Below are 17454 nucleotides of genomic sequence, written 5' to 3' on the forward strand. Positions count from 1 at the left end.
TCTAGCGTGTGCGCATGACGATCTCCGCGCCGGGCAGCGCCCCCTCGACCTCCGCCTTCTGGGACAGCGCCGATCGGCATCTGGTCCGCTACTTCGGTCACGGCGGCTTCACCCGCGAGATCATCGAGTCGGCCTCGGGGAGCTTCCTCACCACCGCGGACGGGCGGCGGCTGCTGGACTTCACCTCGGGTCAGATGAGCGCCATCCTGGGCCACTCGCATCCGGAGATCGTCGCCACCGTGCAGCAGGGTGTCGCCACGCTGGACCACCTCTTCAGCGGCATGCTCAGCCGGCCGGTCGTCGAGCTCGCCGAACGCCTGGCGGGCTCGCTGCCCGAACCGCTGGAGAAGGTGCTGCTGTTGACGACGGGCGCCGAGTCCAACGAGGCCGCGATCCGCATGGCCAAGCTCGTCACCGGCAAGCACGAGATCGTCTCGTTCGCGCGCTCGTGGCACGGCATGACGGCCGCCGCGGCCAACGCGACCTACAGCTCGGGCCGCAAGGGTTACGGCCCGACCTCGCCCGGCAACTTCGCCATCCCCGCGCCGAACAGCTACCGTCCCGACTTCACCACCGCCGACGGCGAGCTGGACTGGCAGCGGCAGCTGGACTTCGGCTTCGAGCTCGTCGACGCGCAGTCCGTGGGCAGCCTCGCCGCCTTCATCGCCGAACCGATCCTCAGCTCCGGCGGCGTCCTCGAACCGCCGCCCGGCTACTTGGCAGCACTCGCGCGCAAATGCCGGGAGCGGGAGATGCTGCTCATCCTGGACGAGGCGCAGACCGGTCTCTGCCGGACCGGGAGCTGGTACGCCTTCGAGCGCGACGGCATCGTCCCGGACATCCTCACCCTCTCCAAGACGCTCGGTGCCGGACTGCCGCTGGCCGCCCTGGTCACCTCGGCCGAGATCGAGGCCACCGCACACGAGCGCGGTTTCCTCTTCTTCACCACGCACGTCTCGGACCCCCTCGTGGCCGCCGTCGGCAACACCGTGATGGACGTCCTGGAACGCGACGGTCTCGATGCGCGGGCCCGGCATTCCGGCGATCGACTGCTGGCGGGACTGCGCGAGCTCGCCACCCGGCACGAGGTGATCGGCGACGTCCGCGGTCGTGGCCTGCTCGTCGGCATGGAGCTCGTCACCGACCGCACCACCAAGCAGAGCTCCGACGAGCTCGGTGCCGCGGTCACCCGCCGCTGCCTCGAGCTGGGGCTGCACATGAACATCGTGCAGCTGCCCGGCATGGGTGGGGTCTTCCGGATGGCGCCACCGCTCACCGCCACGGACGAGGAGATCGACCTCGGGCTCGGCATCCTGGACGAGGCGCTCGGCTCGCACGGGTAGGACGAGGGGTATGAGCGACTTCGATCCGCATGCCCTGCTCGCCGAGGCCCGCCTCGGCGTCCTCGCCACGCTGAAGGCCGACGGGCTGCCCCAGCTGTCGCCGGTGACGCCGTTCTACGACCGCGCCACCGGCGTCATCCGCGTCTCGATGACCGAGGGGCGGGCCAAGACGCGCAACCTGCGGCGCGACCCGCGAGCCGCGATCGAGGTGACCAGCGCCGACGGACGCTCGTGGGCCACCGCCGAGGGCAGCGTCGAGCTCGTCGGGCCGGGGGAGGCACTCGATGACGCCGCCGTCGACGCGCTGGTCGAGTACTACCGGGCAGCAGCGGGGGAGCACCCCGACTGGGCCGAGTACCGCGCCGTGATGGTCCGGGACCGCCGCGTGCTCATGACGATGCAGGTCGCCAAGGTCTACGGCCAGTCGATGGGCTGAGCCGCCTCAATGCGCGGTCGGGACCGCGTCGGCAGATGCCGGGTCCGTGGCCGTCGCCGTCCCGGCGGACCGCACTCCTCGGGCGGCGCGGTCGGAGTGCGGCGTCATCGCCGGCGCGAAGAGCGCGGCGAGGACGGCGACCGCGGACAGCGCCCACCAGGCATTCCGGAACGCGTCGTGGGCCGCCGCGTACCCCACCGGTGTGCCGACGATCGCCACCACCAGGCTCACCCCGAGGACCATGCCGAGCTGCCGGGTCATGCTCACCACGGCGCTGCCGGTGGCGGCACGGTCGGCCGGCAAGTCGACGGTGGCCGACGACAGGATCGCCGGCAACGCCAGGCCGACGCCGATGCCGGCCAGCAGCCAGCCGGGCAGCACCTCGGCGAGGTACTCCGGCGTCGCGTCGACGCGCAGTGAGGTGAGCAGGGCGCCGGCGCCGAGCAGGAGGCAGCCGAGCGCCACCACGACGCCGATCGGCACCCGGCGCGCCAGCCGGTGGGCCACCGCGGCGAAGACCGGCACCATCAGCGGGCCGGGTGCCACCGCGAAGCCGACCCGGATCGCGGAGTAGCCCCAGACCTGCTGCAGCCAGAGGATCAGCACGAGCAGGCCGGCGGCGAAGGGGATGGCGAAGAGCATCGCGGTGGCGTTGGCGAAGGCGAAGGGGCGCACCCGCAGCAGGGCGGGCTCGATCAGCGGCGCAGGATGCCGCCGTGAGCTGAGCACGAAGGCGCCGACGCCGAGGGCGGCCACCAGCCACGCGGTCGTCGTGCCCGCAGCGGTCCAGCCCCAGTCAGGTCCCTCGACCAGCCCGAGGGTCAGCGCGGCGACGCCGAGCGCGAGAGCGGCAGCACCGGCGAGGTCGGGCAGCCGGGAGACGGTGACGTCCCGGGAGCGGGTCAGCAGCTGCGCGGCCGCCGCCATCGCCACCACGCCGATGGGGACGTTGACGAGGAAGATCCACCGCCAGTCGGCTGCCACGAGCAGGCCCCCGACCGCCGGACCGAGGGCGGCGGCGACGGCGCCGGTGGCCGCCCAGATGCGTACCGCCCGCGCCCGCTGATCGGGACGGGCCGTCGCCACCACCAGGCCCAGGCTCGCCGGCGTCAGGATCGCCGCACCCACCGCCTGGATCACCCGGAAGCCGACGAGCCACCAGACCCCCGGACTCGCCGCGCAGGCGGCCGAGGCGGCGGTGAAGAGCGCCAGCCCCAGGATGAAGCCGCCCTTGCGGCCGTAGCGATCGGCAAGCCGTCCCGCCGGGATGAGCAGGGCGGCGAAGACGATGGCATAGGCGTTGAGCACCCAGGACAGCGACGAGAGATCCGTGCCGTGGAAGTTGGCGCCGATGGCGTCGAAGGCGACGTTGACGATGAAGACGTCGAGGCTCGCCATGAATGCGGCGAGCGAGAGGACGGCGAGGGCGAGACCGCGACGGCCGGGCGCGTCACCGAGCTGACTAGGCAAAGGCATAGCCAGACCATACGGCCCCTGGCTCTGCTTTCGTCAAGCTAGGATGGGTGACATGACCAACGACGCCACCTTCCCCGGCACGGTGGAGCTCGCCGGGGTCCTGGCCGACCGCTCGGCCTGGTCGACCGACGCCTGTCCCGCGGCGGCGGCGCTGGAGGTGATCGGGACCCGCTCGGCGCTGTTGATCCTGCGTGAGGCGCTCTACGGGACGACCCGGTTCGACGACTTCGCGGCCCGCGTCGGCATCACCGAGGCGGTTGCCGCCACCAGGCTGCGCGAGCTCACCGCCGCCGGCCTGCTGCAGCGCGTCCCGTACCGGGAGCCGGGGCAGCGCACCCGTCACGAGTACCGGCTCACCGCCGCCGGCAGCGACGCCGCACCGGTCGTCTTCGCCCTCTTCGCCTGGGGCGCGGCTCATCTGAGCAGGGACGGCCGGGCCCCCATCGACTTCACGCACCGCGACTGCGATGCGCCGGTCCACGTCGAGACCGTCTGCGACCAGGGGCATCGCGTCGCGCCGGCGCAGATCGTGGGGCGGGCGGCCCGCGGTGCGGCGGGGCGTCGAGCGCGCTTGGCCCCGTCGCGGGGTAGAACGACCTCATGACAGAGACCAGCGGTGCGACCGACAAGACGATCCTGCATCACATCGACGAGCTCATCGCCGAGGAGAAGACGCTGCGTGCCACGCCGGGCGGCCCCGACGAGCAGGGCCGCACGAGGCTCCGGCAGCTCGAGGAGCAGCTCGACCAGGCGTGGGACCTGCTGCGCCAGCGGCGCGCGCAGGAGGAGATCGGCGGCGATCCCGACACCGCCCACGAGCGCTCCGTCGGCGAGGTCGAGGGCTACCGGCAGTAGCCGCGAGGGCAGCGGCGGCCGGTCGCCGTCACCGGACGCCCAGCAGCTCCAGCCGTGGCGCATTGCGACGCAGCGTCGCGGTGACGACCTCGGGACGGTCGCGGTAGAAGGCGAGCTGCTCGTCGACCAGCAACCGCTCGTCGACGGCGACGCCGTCCACGATCCAGCTGCCGCGACCGTCGGGCAGGTCCCAGCCGCGGGCCGCGGCGACCTCCGCCGCCAGCGGGGCGCGGCGCTGCCCGAGGTACTCGCGCTCGGGCGCCCGGACCTCGCCGGCCAGGCCCACCGCGGCGAGGATGCGGCGGGCCAGCTCGGCGAGCACGTGATTGGTCGGGTGGGTCATGGTCCAGAGCGCGGTCGGTGTAGCCACGAGGTCGGCGGCAGCCACGTCGAGGCCGGCCTCACGCCGGCGCAGCTCGGCCGCGGACGCCGCGGCCACCGCGCGCAGCCGCTCGGCCGGGACCTCCGGCAGGGCACGTCCCGCCGCGGCGAGCACGGTGCGGAGGTCGTGGTAGTCGGTGACCGGGGCGTCGACACGGCCGATGTCGTCGTAGCCGCGGACCTGGAACGGGAACGCACCGACGTCGTAGACGACGGGAAGGCGGACCAGCCGCGCCCGCGGCGGCAGCAGGGCGGCGAGCTGGTTCGTCCCGCAGCCCGGTACGCGGTACTCGTCGGAGACCGGCTGACTGACCAGCAGTGCGCATTCGCGCAGTTCCGCGCGAATCCGGCCGAGGTCGGCCTCGTCGATCAGGTAGACTGGCGGCACCGGCACCACCTGCAGGCCGTGCCCGGCGAGTGGGTCCCGCAGCAGATCAGCCAGCGCCGGTGCCTGGCAGTTGCCCCAGACCACCACCTTCGTCGGAGCGGGTCGGGGTGTCATCGCCGTCCCACCAGCCAGCCGGCCAGATCGTCGACGCGGGCCGGGGCGGGCGCCGACCGGTCGTGGCGGCCGAAGAGCTGCGCCTGCAGCGCCTCGTCGCCGCCGGCTCGCGTCACCCTGCCGTCGGCGCGGGCGGCCACGAGGTCCAGTGCCGGCGTGACGACCCGGCCGTGCCGCTCGGCGAGCGCGGCGCAGGTCATCAGCTCGCTCAGGTCGGCGGGGGCGACCAGCCGGGCGTGGCACCACGCCCGCGCCAGGACATCGGGGCCGGGCCGACCCAGCGACACTGCGGGGTCGGCGAGGACGAGATCGCGGCGCGGTCCGGTGATCTCGTCGAACCAGAACGCGCAGTCCGCACCGCCGGCCGAGCGGACGGTGGCGAGCACGTCGACGTCGCTCATCACGCCACCGCGGACGACGACCGACGGGTAGGGCGCCCAGCGCCCCGGCCCGCGGGCGTCGGGATCCGGCAGCAGCGCGGCGAGGATCGCGGTCTCGGCGTTCTTGGCCCGCGCGCGCTTCGCCGCATCGCCACGCCCGGCCCAGTCCGGACCGTCGTGCCACGCCACGGCGTCGGGGACGTGCGCGAGCACCCCACCGGCGCAGCGCAACCGGTGCGCCAGCTCCCAGTCCTCGCCGCCGTAGCCGACGAAGCGCTCGTCAAAGCCGCCCACGGCGTGGAAGAGGGCGGCCGGCATCGCCAGCAGTGCGCTGATGAGGAAGCGGTAGCTGCGCCGGTCGGCCCGGAGCAGGTCGGCGGTGGCGGCGTAGTTGTCGCGCAGCCATGCCGGCTCGGGCAGCTCGTCGCCGGAGTCCGGCTCGCGATGCCGCCTGCGCCCGACGGTCACCACGTCCGGGCTCGTCAACGGCAGGCGGGTCAGGGCGGCGACGAACCCCGGCTCGGGGACGGTGTCGGCGTCCAGGAAGAGCAGGACGTCACCATTCGCCGCCGCGGCGCCGAGATTTCGCGCGCGCGCCGCGCGAAAGCCCCGGTCGTCCTGCCGGACCAGCGAGACGGGGACGTCACCGGCAGCGTCGAGGCGGGGTGGCGCGGGGGAGCCGTCGTCGGCGACGACGATCTCGTCCGGTGGCCGGGTCTGAGCCGCCAGTCCGGCCAGGACGCGGTCGAGTGCGGACTGCGCGTCGAAGTACGGGACGACGACGCTCACCGTGCCGGCTCGCGGCGCGACGCCGGCGAGCAGGTCCCAGCGGTTGTCCGGGACGATCGCGCCGCGCTCGGTGATCAGCGCCGCCGGTGGTGCGCAGGCGGCCAGATGGTGCTGGTAGTCCCGGCCGACGTCGGCCAGGGTCGGACCGCGCTCGACGCTGTCGGCGAGACGGGTCAGCGCCGGGTCCGCGAGGGCTGCGAGGAGGTGACCGGGCAGCGTCTGCGGCGTGTAGCGGGTGATCGCACCGGGCCGGGCGGCCTCCAGCTCGCGGGCGTAGGAGGAGTCCGGGACCAAGGGGCGGCGGCCGTGGGCGATCCAGGTGTTGATCGAGGCCGACGCCGTCACCCGACCGTTCGGTGCGATCGGCACCGCGGCGGCGGCGAGCTCGCGGGGCAGATCGGCCTCCGGGACGTAACCGGTGCAGTGCCAGCGGTCACCGGCCGCCGCCGCGTAGCGAGCCGGCAGCTCCTCGTGGCCGTCGGCGGCCCGACCGATCGCGGTGAGGTGTGCCCCCTCGGGCAGTGCGGCGAGGACCTCGTCGTAGCCACGGTCAGGGAAGACGAAGCCCAGGACGGCGACCCGTCCGGCGACGACGGCGGCGTCGACCGGCGTGGCGGCGTGCACCGGCAGCGGGATGAGGCGCAGCGAGTGGACACCTTCGGCGGCGTCGCCGACCAGTCGCAGCTCGACGTGGCTGTTCACCACGACGCCGCGGGCCAGCGCGATCACCTGCTCGTAGCCGACCCGCCGTCGCCGCTGCAGCGGACTGTCGTCGTGCGGGACGTCGTGCAGCGTCACCGAGAGTGCGGCTCCCCGTGCCGCGACGCGGCCGGCGAGCTCGGTGAACGCCGCGACCGCGGCCTCGACGGTGGCTCCGAAGAGACGGTCGGTGAAGGGGACGTGGACGACGTCTCTCGCGCTGACCCGGTCGACGTCGGTGACGTCGCGGCCGATCTCGTGCCCGCAGGCGCCGCCGATCTCCAGACCGTGCCGGACGACACCGTGCTCGGCCGGGCCGAGCACCAGATGCAGCACGGTCACGTCCGCGCCCCGTCATCGACGTGATCAGCCAGCTCGCGGTCGGTGTCGCGGGCCAGCTCGCGATACATCGTGTCGTGCCACGCCCGGACCAGATCGCGCTCCGCCGCGCGCGCGGTGCGATCGGCCGGCAGCGGCGGCGGGACGGCACAGGCGGTCGCGACGGCGCTGCGCAGGCTGGCCTCGTCGAGGCCGGCGGTCTCGTTGTTGCCGTAGCTGCGGACCTCGTCCCACTGCGCCGCGTAGTGACCGCAGTCGGGCGCGACGACCGCGGTCCCGGTGTCTCGGGCCAGCTCGATCCAGCCCGAGTGCGTCCCGAAGCGGTACGGCAGCACGAGGGCGTGGGCGCGGGCCACCCGTCCCACGAGATCGTCGTGCGGCAGCCGCGGGGTGACGTCGAGGGTCACGTGCGGGATCTGGTCCAGGCCGGCGAGGTCGTCACGGGCCAGCGCGGCCGGCTCCACCAGCACCCGCACCCGACCGCCGGCATCTGCCGCCCCCGCCGCAGCGGCGCGGACGACCGCCAGCGGGTCGCGGACGTTGCCCCGCACCGACTTCAGCGGCACCAGCACCTCTCCGATCGAGGTGGGGACCGTCGGCACGGTGTCGACGAGGCTCGGATGCACGACGACCTCGGGGCGGCGACCGAAGCGACGGGCGCACTCCCGGGCCGCGGACTCGGTGAGTGTGAGGGCGCGATCGGCGTGACCCAGCAGCAGTCGCAGCTGCCGCTCGTGTCGGGTCGGGGTGGGGTGATGCGGGTTGCGCAGGTCGTGGACGGTGACGACCAGCGGCACGGCGGCGCGTCGCAGCGCCGCCAGCCAGATCGCCAGTGCCGCCTCGTCGAGGTGGTCGTAGCCGAAGTGCACGTGGACGACGTCGATTTCGTCGCGCAGCTCGAGGAGGGTCTCGGCCGCCAGCAGCGGATCGGGCTCCCAGCCGGCGACGCGATCGGTCCGCACCCGGTGGATCGTGGGGGGCAGCGCCGCGTCGAGATACTCGTGCCGGGCCGGGATCGTCGCCACCCGGACGGCGTCGGTGCGACGGGGCGGCAGCGCGTCACGCTCGACGAGACCCCCGGCGGCGAACTGCTCGAGCCAGCCGGTCATCGGCAGCCGGCCGTGCCGCCGGGCGAAGACGGCGGCGTTGCGGACGATGTCGTCGACGTGCTCGACCGGGGGCCGGCTCACCGGATGGTGCTGGTGGTAGGCGTCGGCGCCGCCGACCATGATCATGTCCACGCCGCGCGCGTCGGCGACCGCGGCGAAGTCGGTGTCCTCACCGCCGTAGCCGACGTAGCCGGGGTAGAAGCCACCCAGGTCGCGCCAGAGGTCGGCCGAGAGCGCGAAGGAGAGCGACCAGAAGAGCTCGGCCGGGAGCAGCTCCGACGTGCCCGGCGCCGGGTCGGGACGGGCCGGGTGCGGCGCGCGGGCGGCGGCGAGAGTCGTCACCGACCAGCCCTCGGCCGGGGTCGGCGGCAGATAGGTCACCGGACCGCAGGCGATGGCCTCGGGGCTGGCGGTGACGGCGTCGCGGTACGTGTCGAGCAGCTGCGGGGCGGGGATGCAGTCGACGTCGAGGAAGACCAGCAGCTGGGCCCCCGCCTCGATCGCCGCGGCGGCCCCTGCGTTGCGTGCGGCAGCGACGGGGAGCCCGGCGGCGTGGGTGGGCAGCGAGACGAGCTCGGTGGGCAGGTCCGCCTCGTCGACGACCGCGGCCGCGGCGGGGTCATCGAGAGCGACGACGACGTGCCGGACACCCTCCCCGGCGCAGGTCGCGAGGTGCGCGCGCTGGCGCCGCAGGTGCTCGTGCCGTCCCGCCACCACGGTGACGACGGCGAGCAGCGGCCGCGCCGTCACGCCGCAGCCAGGGTCTGGGTCAGCAGCGTGGCGATCCGCGCGGCGCCGCCGCCGTCGTTCCAGCGACACCAGCCGGCCCCACCGAGCGCCAGCGCCCGGTCGACGGCGTCGGGGAGCTCCGCCGGCTGACGGACCGAGACCGCGATGCCGGCGGCGGCGAGCGCGGCTGCCGTCGTCGCCTGCTCGGCGAAGGGGCGCTGCTGCGGGACCACGACGGCGGGCCGGCGCAGTGCGGCGACCTCGGCCAGGGCGTTGGTGCCGGCGTGCGTCACCACGACGGTCGCGGCGGCCAGCTCGGCGCCGACATCGTCACTCCATCGGCCGGCGCCGACAGCGCGGTAGCTCCAGCCACGCTGCTCCGCCACGGCCTGCAGGGCGGCGTCGTCCAGGGCGCCGCCACCGGAGCCGGTGAAGGCGAGCAGGCGTGGCGCGGCCGATTCCGGTGCTGTCGCGGTGCCGTCCGCGCCGTCGAACCGGGAGACGGCCCCGGCGAAGCAGACCCGGTCGCCGAAGTCGCGCAGGTGCGGCGGGTCGTAGACCTCACGCGGCCAGGGCGCCACGATGCGGGCGGCGAGGCGGTAGGCCAGCAGGTGTGCGGCGTCGTCGCGGCGGCCGGGCAGCGTCATGACCACCACGGGGACCCCGGCGAGGCGCAGCAGCGCCGCCACCTCGACCGAGAGGTCCACCACGACCGCATCCGGCGTCGCCGCGGCGCACCACTGCACCAGCTGATGCATCCGCCGGGCATAGCCGGGCGAGTTGAGCGGCGCCCAGTGCAGCGTCCCGCCCGCCTCCGGATCCTCCGGCTGCGACAGCGCAGGATCGGCGGCCAGCTGCACCCAGGCCGCGAAGGGGTGGGGCCGTGGTGGCTCGGGCAGCGACGACAACCCGACCACCGGCACGGCGCTGGCGCGGGCGATCACGCCGGCCCGGGCGAGGTGGCCGCTGCCGTGGTGGTGGACGTAGTAGCCGAGCAGACTCACCGACGCCCGTCCGCGACGACCGCCGGTGCGGTCTCCCGACGACGACTCCGAACGAGGTCGTGCTGCAGGCTCAGCTCGACGTCACCGGTGATGCTCGGCGCCGCCCCGCAGACGTCGGCGAAGAGCTCCTCGTAGGCGTCGACCATCCGCTCCAGCGAACAGTGCGACTCGGCGCGAGCGCGGGCGTCGGCCCGGCGCAGCGTCACCGCCTCGTCGATGGCGCTCGCCAGCGCGGCCACGCTCTCGTCCTCGGTGCTCCGGTCCGACACCAGCCGGGCGCAGCTCGCGTCCACGATCTCGGGCATGCCACCGCGCGCGAAGCCGGCCACCGGCGTGCCGGAGGCCAGCGCCTCGGCGACCACGAGACCGTACGGCTCGTTCCACCGGGGCGTGACGAGGGCGGCAGCGCTCGTCCCCACGAGTCGCGAGAGCTGCCGCTGCTCCAGGTGGCCGGCGTAGACCGCGCGCTCGTCCAGCAGCGGCTCGACCTCGTCCTTGAAGTAGTCCCGGTCGGCCATCGGCCCGGCCAGCACGAGCCGGCGACCGGTGCGCGCCGCCGCCCGGATGGCGAGGTGGGGTGCCTTCTCCGGGACGAGCCGCCCCGTCCACACCAGGTCCGGGCCACCGGGCCCCGCCGGCCAGCGACGCAGGTCCACGCCGTTGCGGATGACCCCGACCGGGCCGAGCAGCGGCTCCCAGCGGCGGGCGGTGTCCGCGCTGACGGCGGCGTACCGCACCCCGGTCGCGTCCCCGGCCTGCACGGCCGACTCCAGCCACGGGGTCGGGGGCGTGTGCAGCGTCGTCACCATCGGGGTCGCCAGGTTCCGTGCCATGGCCAGCGGCAGGTAGTGCAGCGACTGGTTGTGCACCAGGTCGAAGCGGCCGGGCAGATCCGCCAGCCGCAGCATGACGCTGAGGTACGCGTGGTGCTCGCGGATCGCCGGATCGGACGGCATCGAGACGTCCATGACGGCGTCGTCGGAGAGCCGCAGCCCGGTGAGGTCCAGGTCGACGTGCGGCAACCGGGCGTCCGTGCCGGGAGGCGCAAAGAGCGTCACCTCGTGGCCGCGGTCCAGCAGCAGCCGGGCCAGCCACCAGACGTGGGCGGCCTGGCCCCCGGAGAACGGCTCGACGATGGGCGAGTGCGAGGGCGCGAGGACAGCGATACGCAGGCTGCGGAACACAGGACTCCGATTTCGACGACGGGCACGCACCGTTGTCTCGATGCGGAGTCGGTTCCATGCAAGCACACCGGTCCGACAATGCGGTGACCGCTGCGGGAGAACGACGTCCGCGAGCCGACCGTGGCGGACGGAGATACTGGCCCGATGAGTACCCCAGCCGACGACGTCCCCGGCTCGGTCGGGACCCCCGCCGCCGTCGCTGCCGTCCGTCCCGAGGTGAGGCGCGGGACGCGGGCGACCGCCATCGCCTTCGCCGGCTCCGGTTTCGCCTTCGCCTCCTGGGCCGCGCGCATCCCGCAGTTCCGCGACCACCTCGGTCTCACGCCCGCGCAGCTGGGGCTGGTGCTGCTCTCGCTGGCGGCGGGCTCGGTGACGGCGCTGCCGCTGTCCGGAGCGCTCGTGGCCCGGATCGGATCGCGGCGCACGGTCCGGCTGATGGCGACGCTGCTCGGCGGGGCACTCGTCCTCGTCGCCGCCGGGTACCACGTCGGGACGCCGCTGGTCGTCGTCGCGCTCTACCTGCTCGGCTTCGGCAACGGGGCATGGGACGTCGCGATGAACGTGCAGGGTGCCCTGGTCGAGCGCGAGCTGGGACGCTCGATCATGCCCCGCTTCCACGCCGGGTTCAGCGTCGGCACGGTGGCCGGGGCGCTGTCGGCCGCCGGGCTCGTCGCACTCGGGGTGCCGCCGTCGCTGCATCTCGCGGTCGTCGGAGTTCTCGTCATCGCGGTCGTCGTCGCCTCGGTGCGCGACTTCCTCCCCGACGCCGCCGCGGACTCACCGGAGGTGACGACGCTGTCGATCGGCCGGGCCTGGCGCGAGCCGCGGACCCTGCTCGTCGGGCTCTTCGTCCTCGCCTTCGCCTTCGCCGAGGGCACCGGCAACGACTGGATCAGCGTCGCCGTCATCGACGGTTACGACACCGCCGACGTCTTCGGGGTACTCGGCTTCGCCACCTTCCTGGTGGCCATGACGATCGGGCGATGGTTCGGACCGCACCTGCTGGACCGTTACGGCCGCGTCGTCGTGGTCCGGGGGCTGGCGGCGGTGGCGGTGGCCGGCTCGCTGCTCTTCGTCTTCGGCCCGTCCGTGGAGACGGCCTTCGTCGGCGCGCTGCTGTGGGGACTCGGGGTCTCGCTCGGCTTCCCCGTCGGCATGAGCGCGGGCGCCGACGACCCCACCGGCGCGGCGGCGCGGGTCAGCGTCATCGCCTCCATCGGCTATTGCGCTTTCCTCGGTGGGCCCCCGGTGGTGGGCTTCCTCGGCGAGCACAGCACCGTGCTGCGGGCCCTGATCGCGGTCTCGGTGCTCCTCGCGGTGGCGGCGATGCTCGCCTTCTCGGTCCGGCCGCCGGCCGCTGCCGACGGACGGTCGCGCTGAGCCCCACCGTCAGCCCCACCGTCAGCCCCGCCGTCAGCCCCGCCGTCAGCCCCGCCGTCAGCCCCGCCGTCAGCCCGGCACGTCGAGCCGCTGGGTGCCGATGACGGCCAGCAGCCGCAACGCCTGCGCCTCGGGCGAGCCCGGCGCGGCGGTCCAGACGATGACCCGCTGGTCCCGGCCGGGGACGTCCAGGGTCTCGCCGGTGAGCGCGAGGTCCCCGACCTGCGGGTGTCGGAAGGTGGTGCAGGTGCGGGGCCGGTCCAGCACGTCGTGGGAGTCCCAGAGTTCGGCGAACTCGCTGCTCCCCGCGAGGAGCTCGCGGACGAGCGCGGCCAGCTCCGGATCGTCCGGGTAACGGGCGGTGACGCCGCGCAGGGCGAGCACGGAGGTCCGGGCGAACTCGTCGGCGTCGGCCATCCCGTAGAGCCGGCCGGACGGGCCGGGAGGGCCGAGGAAGGCGCGGCGCAGCAGGTTGCGGTCACGCCGCGGCAGCGCGCCGAAGTCCTCCAGCACCGCGGCCGCCAACCGGTTCCACGCCAGCACCTCACCGTCGGCCGAGAGCACGATCACGGCGGCGTCGCTGAGCCGGTCGACGAGGTCCAGGGTGCTGGCCCGGACCTCGCGGGACAGCCCCGGCTGCGACGGTGGCGCCTCGCCGGCGAGCAGGCGCAGATGTCCGGCCGCCGCCGCATCGAGTCGTAGGGCGCGGCTCAGTCCGGTCAGCACCTCGGGGGAGGGGCGTGGTCCGTGGCCCTGTTCGAGGCGGGTGTAGTACTCGACCGAGATGTGCGCCAGGCGGGCCACCTCGTCGCGTCGCAGCCCCGGCGTGCGCCGGCGGGGTCCGACGGGCAGGCCGAGGTCACCGGGGGCGATCCGTTCGCGCCGAGACCGGAGGAAGCGACCGAGCTCCTGCCTGTCCACCCGGCCAGTCTGACAGTCCGGACCGGGCTCGCGGGGGCCGCAGCCTGGTACCGGTTGTGCCTGGCTGGCGGCGCGCCGGCGACCCAGGGTCGAGGACATGACCTCTCCCACCCACCACGCCGGCATGCTCGCCGGCAAGACCGCCTTCGTCACCGGTGCCGGCCGCGGCATCGGCGCCGCCGCCGCACGACTCTTCGCCGCCGAGGGGGCGCGCGTCATGCTCGCCGCCCGGACCGAGACGCAGCTCGCCGCCGTCGCCGAGGAGATCCGGCGGGACGGCGGGAGTGCGGCGTACGTGCGCTGCGACCTCGCCGACGCCGAGAGCATCCGCGCTGCCGTCGCCCGGACGGTGGAGATCTTCGGCGGCCTGGACCTCGCCTTCAACAACGCCGCGGTCATCGCCCCGCCCGGCCCGCTGGACCGCGCCGAGGTCGCCGACCTCGACCGGGTGTACGAGGTGAACCTGCGCGGCACCTGGCTGGCCATGGTGGCCGAGGTGACGGCCATCCGCGGCAGCGCCGGTACCGGCGCCATCGTCAACACCGGCAGCGTCGGTGGGCTCGGCGCGAACCCCGACCTCCCCGCCTACGGCGCGCTGAAGAGCGCGGTGCATCAGCTGACTGCCACGGCCGCGGCGACCTGGGGACCGGAGGGCATCCGGGTGAACACGCTGGCGCCGGGAAGCACCCTCACCGAGCTCATCGGAGAGTGGGAGGCCGCCTCACCGGGGGTCATCGAGGCGCTGCGACAGCGCATCCCGCTCGGCCGGTCGGCCCAACCGGCCGAGATCGCGGAGGCGGCGGCGTGGCTGCTCAGCGACCGCGCCTCCTTCGTCACCGGTGCGTTGCTGGTCGCCGACGGCGGGATGACCGCCTGAGTCAGGGGGTTCGGCGGCCGTCGCGGGCCCGCGTGATCGCGATGTGAGCTGCGTGCCCTCGATTAGGCAGGGACCCGCCGTACACGAGAGGATGGTGCGTCGCGGCGGGGCGGCCGAGCGGAAGGCGGGCGATGGACAGCAAGCTGGTGCTGGAGCTCATCACGGTCCCGCTGTTCACCGGTGTCATCGGCTACATCACCAACTGGACCGGCGTGCTCATGCTCTTCCGGCCCATCAGGTTCCACGGCGTCCGCGTCCCCGGCCTGCGCATCCTCTTCCCCTACCTGCCGCGGCGGGTGCGCATCCTGCCGCTGATCCGCTACGACGGCCGCATCGGCTGGCAGGGGATCGTGCCGTCGCGTGCCGACAAGATGGCCAGCATCAGCGTCGACAAGGGGCTGGCCAAGCTCGGCAGCATCAACGACTTCTACCGCGAGCTGGAGCCGGACAAGATCGCCGAGCACCTGGCGGCGGTGGCGCAGGCCGAGATCCGCGACGTCGTCGAGCAGATCATGGAGCAGGAGAACCCGCAGCTCTGGCACGACCTCCCGCCGGTCATCAAGGAGGCCGTCTTCACCCGGGTGCGGGCGCAGCTGCCCGGCATCATCAAGAGCATCACCGACGAGATCGGCGAGAACGTCGATCAGCTCATCGACGCCAAGCTGATGGTGATCCGGTACTTCGTCGAGAACCCGGAGCTGCTCAACGAGCTCTTCCTCATCATGGGGCGCAAGGAGCTGCGGTTCATGCAGAACTTCGGCTTCTACTTCGGCGTCCCGATGGGGGTGCTGCTGGTCGGCGTGCTGCAGCTGGCCCACTTCTGGTGGGTGCTGCCGATCGGCGGCGTCATCATCGGCTGGGTGGTGAACTGGATCGGCATCACCATGATCTTCGAGCCGGTCTTCCCCAAGTGGTACGTCCCCTGGAAGCAGGGGCTGATGCTCAAGCGGCAGGACGAGGTCACCGAGAAGTACTCGCAGATGGTGGCCGACCGCGTCGTCACACTGCAGAACATCGGCAACGAGCTGCTCACCGGCCCGCGCAGCGACCGCACCCTGCAGATGCTCGAGGACTCGCTGCGCCCGGCCGTCGACAAGGCCGTCGGGCCGGCCCGCGCCGCCGTCCGGGTGGCGATCGGCACCAAGGAGTACGACCACATCCGCTCCTCGGTCGCGGCCGAGGCCACCGCCTTCGCGCCCATCGCCTTCAACGACGCCGAGTTCAGCCAGCGGCAGTCCGGTCGCATCTACTCCTACATCTCCACGCAGATGAAGGCGATGGGCCCGGACGACTTCGTGGAGATGCTCCGATCGGCCATCAAGCAGGACGAGTGGCTACTGTTCGTCCACGGTGGCGTGTTGGGCTTCTTCGCCGGATTGCTGCACCTCGCGATCTTCGGTGTCTGACCGGCGCGCCGTGGACGCTGACGCAGCCGGTGGTCCACCGGCGGGATGTGGGGGAGTGATCACGTGACCGACGAGGTCAGCCGTCCGGTGCCGGGACAGGCCAGGACGGTCGCCCGCCGGCGGCCACGGCCGCATCTGCGGCCCCTGCCGGGTGGATCACGCCTGGTCCGCAACAGCCCGACGGTGGTCCGGGCCGCGCCCGGCATCGCCCGGGTGGCCGCGATCTCGGCGCTGCACGTCGCGGGCTGGACCGTCGGCGCCACCGTCGCCGGGGCCAACTACGTTGCCCGGCGCGCGGTCGCCGGCGAGCCGGCCACCGCCATCCTGCAGGAGGCGGCCAACGACCTGCGCAGCTTCGCCTGGCGGGCGCTCGGACTGCAGGGCAACCTGGTCCCGCCCGCCCCGACGCCGGAGCCCACCTACGTCCAGGGCGCGACCTCGGCCGACCTGCAGCGGCGCGGCAGCGACCTGCTGCGCCGCAGCAACGACGTCCGCGTCGTCGAGGACACCCATCCGGCCTTCGCCCGCATCCTCTCCGAGATCACCCCGGACGAGGCGCGCATCCTGCGCTTCGTCTACCTCGAGGGGCCGCAGCCGTCGATCGACATCCGCACCAACCGGCCCTTGGGCATCGGCTCGGAGCTCGTCGCCGCCGGCATGAACATGATCGCCGAGCACGCGGGGCTGCGGAACATCGAGCGGATCGACCAGTACCTCACCAACCTGCGGCGCCTGGGGCTCATCGACGAGAGCAAGGAGCAGGTCAGCAACCCTTCCCGTTACCAGGTGATCGAGGCGCAGCCGAAGGTCGTCACCGCGATGAAGGCGGCCGGCCGGGCCCCCAAGATCGTGCAGCGCAGCATCCGGCTCAATTCCTTCGGCGAGGAGTTCGTCCGCACCTGCCTGCCGCTCAACGGCCGGGTCGTCCCGCATCGCGAGGTGCGACCCCGGCCGCGGTGAGCGATCTCAGCTCTCGGTGCGGCGCCCGGAGGTCCACTCGTCGTAGGTGATGCGCTCCAACTCGAAGACCTCGCCGAGGTAGGACCACTCGCTGCGTCCCAGCCGGGCCAGCGGCGCCACCGCGGTGGGATCGGGCAGCCCGTCCTCGGCCAGGACGTCGCGTCGCGCCGCGATGTGGACGATCTCGCCGAAGACCGTCGTGCAGTTTCCGACGGCGTACTCACCGGTGACGCGGCACTCGAAGGCGACGGGCGCGGCGGCGACCCGCGGGGGCCGGACCTTCGCGCTGGGCTCACGTTCGAGCCCTGCCTCGTCGAACTCGCTCAGCTCCGCCGGCAGCGGCGTGGCGGAGTCGTTCATGGGGTGCAGCAGCTCGGCCGAGCCGATGTTGAGGACGAACTCGCCCGTGGCGCGGGCGTTGCGCAGCGTGTCCTTCTCGCCGACGGAGACGAAGCAGAGCGTGGGCGGGTCGATGCCCGCGACGGTGCAGAACGAGTGCGGCGCGACGTTGTCGACGCCGTCCTCGTCCACGGTCGAGACCCACGCGATGGCCCGGGGGATGAGCGAGGCCGTCAGCCACGGGTAGGTCTGCCGGCCGAGGTCGGCCGGGGTGGTCTCGAACCGGTCGGGTGCGGATGCCATGAGGTCAGCTAACCCGGTGGGGCCGCGGGACCGCGTCGCGGG

At 73.7% G+C, this 17454-nt stretch carries 16 protein-coding genes; 8 read left to right on the forward strand and 8 right to left on the reverse strand.

The features are described from left to right. Positions 1–14 precede the first annotated feature (14 nt). Both AC0NZQ_RS16270 and AC0NZQ_RS16275 read left to right on the forward strand, forming a co-directional pair. Positions 15–1343 (forward strand): aspartate aminotransferase family protein, encoded by a 1329-nt coding sequence (locus AC0NZQ_RS16270; protein WP_474531001.1) that lies wholly within the window; start codon positions 15–17, stop codon positions 1341–1343. Between the two features lie 10 nt (positions 1344–1353). Continuing rightward, positions 1354–1779: a PPOX class F420-dependent oxidoreductase gene (locus AC0NZQ_RS16275; RefSeq protein ID WP_474531002.1), complete on the forward strand. Its 426-nt coding sequence runs from the start codon at positions 1354–1356 to the stop codon at positions 1777–1779. A 6-nt stretch (positions 1780–1785) separates the two neighbouring features. Here the strand turns inward: AC0NZQ_RS16275 and AC0NZQ_RS16280 are convergent, their stop codons facing one another. Further along, entirely contained in the window at positions 1786–3255 is a 1470-nt protein-coding gene (locus AC0NZQ_RS16280) for an MFS transporter (protein ID WP_474531003.1), read from the reverse strand. Between the two features lie 52 nt (positions 3256–3307). On the opposite strand from AC0NZQ_RS16280, the gene AC0NZQ_RS16285 reads away from it, so the two are divergent. Together AC0NZQ_RS16285 and AC0NZQ_RS16290 are read left to right on the forward strand one after the other, a co-directional pair. Continuing rightward, on the forward strand, positions 3308–3859 hold the full coding sequence (locus AC0NZQ_RS16285; RefSeq protein ID WP_474531004.1) for a winged helix-turn-helix transcriptional regulator: 552 nt from the start codon (positions 3308–3310) through the stop codon (positions 3857–3859). After that, positions 3856–4110: a DUF2630 family protein gene (locus AC0NZQ_RS16290; protein ID WP_474531005.1), complete on the forward strand. Its 255-nt coding sequence runs from the start codon at positions 3856–3858 to the stop codon at positions 4108–4110. The genes AC0NZQ_RS16285 and AC0NZQ_RS16290 overlap by 4 nt, the downstream gene beginning before the upstream one ends. A gap of 28 nt (positions 4111–4138) precedes the next feature. Here the strand turns inward: AC0NZQ_RS16290 and AC0NZQ_RS16295 are convergent, their stop codons facing one another. The 5 genes from AC0NZQ_RS16295 to AC0NZQ_RS16315 are packed head-to-tail and all read right to left on the reverse strand — an operon-like array spanning position 4139 to position 11226. Then, positions 4139–4993: a WcbI family polysaccharide biosynthesis putative acetyltransferase gene (locus AC0NZQ_RS16295; protein WP_474531007.1), complete on the reverse strand. Its 855-nt coding sequence runs from the start codon at positions 4991–4993 to the stop codon at positions 4139–4141. After that, the gene (locus AC0NZQ_RS16300) at positions 4990–7203 is read right to left on the reverse strand and encodes a glycosyltransferase (RefSeq protein ID WP_474531008.1); all 2214 of its coding nucleotides are present in this window, start codon (positions 7201–7203) and stop codon (positions 4990–4992) included. Before AC0NZQ_RS16300 ends, AC0NZQ_RS16295 begins: the two co-directional genes overlap by 4 nt. Beyond that, positions 7200–9059, reverse strand: a complete 1860-nt coding sequence (locus AC0NZQ_RS16305) for a glycosyltransferase (protein WP_474531010.1) — start codon at positions 9057–9059, stop codon at positions 7200–7202. Before AC0NZQ_RS16305 ends, AC0NZQ_RS16300 begins: the two co-directional genes overlap by 4 nt. Beyond that, positions 9056–10042 carry a glycosyltransferase gene (locus AC0NZQ_RS16310; RefSeq protein ID WP_474531011.1) on the reverse strand — a complete coding sequence of 329 codons (987 nt, stop codon included), beginning with the start codon at positions 10040–10042 and terminating at the stop codon, positions 9056–9058. The genes AC0NZQ_RS16305 and AC0NZQ_RS16310 overlap by 4 nt, the downstream gene beginning before the upstream one ends. After that, entirely contained in the window at positions 10039–11226 is a 1188-nt protein-coding gene (locus AC0NZQ_RS16315; RefSeq protein ID WP_474531013.1) for a glycosyltransferase, read from the reverse strand. Before AC0NZQ_RS16315 ends, AC0NZQ_RS16310 begins: the two co-directional genes overlap by 4 nt. Positions 11227–11370: 144 nt before the next feature. Here AC0NZQ_RS16315 and AC0NZQ_RS16320 point away from each other — a divergent pair, with 144 nt between their 5' ends. Next, positions 11371–12606, forward strand: a complete 1236-nt coding sequence (locus AC0NZQ_RS16320) for an MFS transporter (RefSeq protein ID WP_474531014.1) — start codon at positions 11371–11373, stop codon at positions 12604–12606. A gap of 69 nt (positions 12607–12675) precedes the next feature. Here the strand turns inward: AC0NZQ_RS16320 and AC0NZQ_RS16325 are convergent, their stop codons facing one another. Further along, a complete protein-coding gene (locus tag AC0NZQ_RS16325; protein WP_474531015.1) occupies positions 12676–13527 on the reverse strand; it encodes a helix-turn-helix transcriptional regulator in 852 nt (283 codons plus the stop codon). A gap of 97 nt (positions 13528–13624) precedes the next feature. Here AC0NZQ_RS16325 and AC0NZQ_RS16330 point away from each other — a divergent pair, with 97 nt between their 5' ends. The 3 genes from AC0NZQ_RS16330 to AC0NZQ_RS16340 all read left to right on the forward strand — a co-directional run bounded on the left by AC0NZQ_RS16330 (position 13625) and on the right by AC0NZQ_RS16340 (position 16770). Further along, positions 13625–14404 (forward strand): SDR family NAD(P)-dependent oxidoreductase, encoded by a 780-nt coding sequence (locus tag AC0NZQ_RS16330; protein WP_474531016.1) that lies wholly within the window; start codon positions 13625–13627, stop codon positions 14402–14404. A gap of 131 nt (positions 14405–14535) precedes the next feature. Next, positions 14536–15810, forward strand: a complete 1275-nt coding sequence (locus AC0NZQ_RS16335) for a DUF445 family protein (RefSeq protein ID WP_474531017.1) — start codon at positions 14536–14538, stop codon at positions 15808–15810. A 63-nt stretch (positions 15811–15873) separates the two neighbouring features. Further along, a complete protein-coding gene (locus AC0NZQ_RS16340) occupies positions 15874–16770 on the forward strand; it encodes an Abi-alpha family protein (RefSeq protein WP_474531019.1) in 897 nt (298 codons plus the stop codon). 6 nt (positions 16771–16776) lie between these two features. Here the strand turns inward: AC0NZQ_RS16340 and AC0NZQ_RS16345 are convergent, their stop codons facing one another. Further along, the gene (locus tag AC0NZQ_RS16345; RefSeq protein ID WP_474531020.1) at positions 16777–17412 is read right to left on the reverse strand and encodes a flavin reductase family protein; all 636 of its coding nucleotides are present in this window, start codon (positions 17410–17412) and stop codon (positions 16777–16779) included. Positions 17413–17454 lie beyond the last annotated feature (42 nt).

The organism is Jatrophihabitans sp. sgz311053 (genome assembly GCF_056135305.1).